This window comes from Kitasatospora sp. NPDC001603 (genome assembly GCF_040298365.1).
Taxonomy (GTDB): Bacteria; Actinomycetota; Actinomycetes; order Streptomycetales; family Streptomycetaceae; genus Kitasatospora.
This window is the reverse complement of sequence record NZ_JBEPAA010000196.1, coordinates 1-1,026: the sequence shown is the minus strand read 5'-3', so window position 1 is coordinate 1,026 and position 1,026 is coordinate 1. Positions and strand designations below refer to the sequence as shown.

The 1,026-nt window shown below is 41.2% G+C and carries 1 protein-coding gene; it reads right to left on the bottom strand.

The features are described from left to right. Window positions 1–184 precede the first annotated feature (184 nt). Window positions 185–865 (bottom strand): IS6-like element ISS1N family transposase, encoded by a 681-nt coding sequence (locus ABT263_RS38815; RefSeq protein WP_350669396.1) that lies wholly within the window; start codon window positions 863–865, stop codon window positions 185–187. Between the last annotated feature and the right edge of the window lie 161 nt (window positions 866–1,026).

Here is a 1,026-nt window from a genome sequence, read left to right as displayed (position 1 = left end):
GCCAAGATCCTGATCCTCGACGAGCCCACCGCGGTGCTCGTCCCGCAGGAGGTCGAGGCGCTCTTCGGCAACCTGCGCGAGCTCAAGGCCGAGGGTCTAACTCCTTTTCTTGATGAGATTAACCCTATTTGGTTCTGTTGCGAAGTTTGAAAATCAAACGCGCCCGCTCTGAACTCCAAATATCTTAGGCTGGTATTCCCATTAATACCTTGATTTCAGTAGACACCGAAAAGCCGAAGAGCGTTCCATTTCTTCGGTTCTTTTTATATATTCCTCGAATGGTCTCCATGCCCTTAATCGTGGAAGAGGCTGTACGGAGACTTTGATAAAATTTATTCCGTCGTTTAATAGGTCGATGGTCTTGTTCTATTAAATTGTTAAGATACTTCACAGTTCGGTGCTCTGTCTTAGGATATAAACCCACACTCTGTAACTTTCTAAAGGCGGAGCCAAGAGAAGGTGCTTTATCGGTCACAATTGCTTTCGGCTCACCAAACTGTTTATGGAGTCGTTTTAAGAAAGCATAGGCTGCTTGCGTATCCCGTTTCTTTCGTAACCAGATATCTAAGGTTAAGCCGTCCGCATCAATTGCACGATAAAGATAATGCCAACGTCCCTTAATTTTGATATAGGTTTCGTCCATTTTCCATGAATAGAAGGATTGTCTATTTTTCTTCTTCCAAAGATAATAGAGGACTTTGCTGTACTCTTGCACCCAACGATAAATCGTAGTATGACAAACATTTATTCCACGATCATATAACAATTCCTGAACTTCACGATAGCTTAGATTGTAACGCAGGTAGTAACCAACAGCGACAATAATGACGTCTTTTTTGAATTGTTTGCCTTTAAAATGATTCATTACTCTGTCCTCTCTGTCTTTTTTCTCAATTTTACACTAAAATAGATTTTTTGGAAAACTTTGCAACAGAACCCTTTCGGTTTTGAACCTCAAGGGGAACACTCGTTTGATAAAGCGTCTCAATGGTTGTCAGTAAATAAACAAAAACTTTTGGAAGTGTG

Excerpts from the sequence above, each read along its gene's own strand:
- ABT263_RS38815 (WP_350669396.1), bottom strand. The coding sequence starts at position 865 with ATGAATCATTTTAAAGGCAAACAATTCAAAAAAGACGTCATTATTGTC.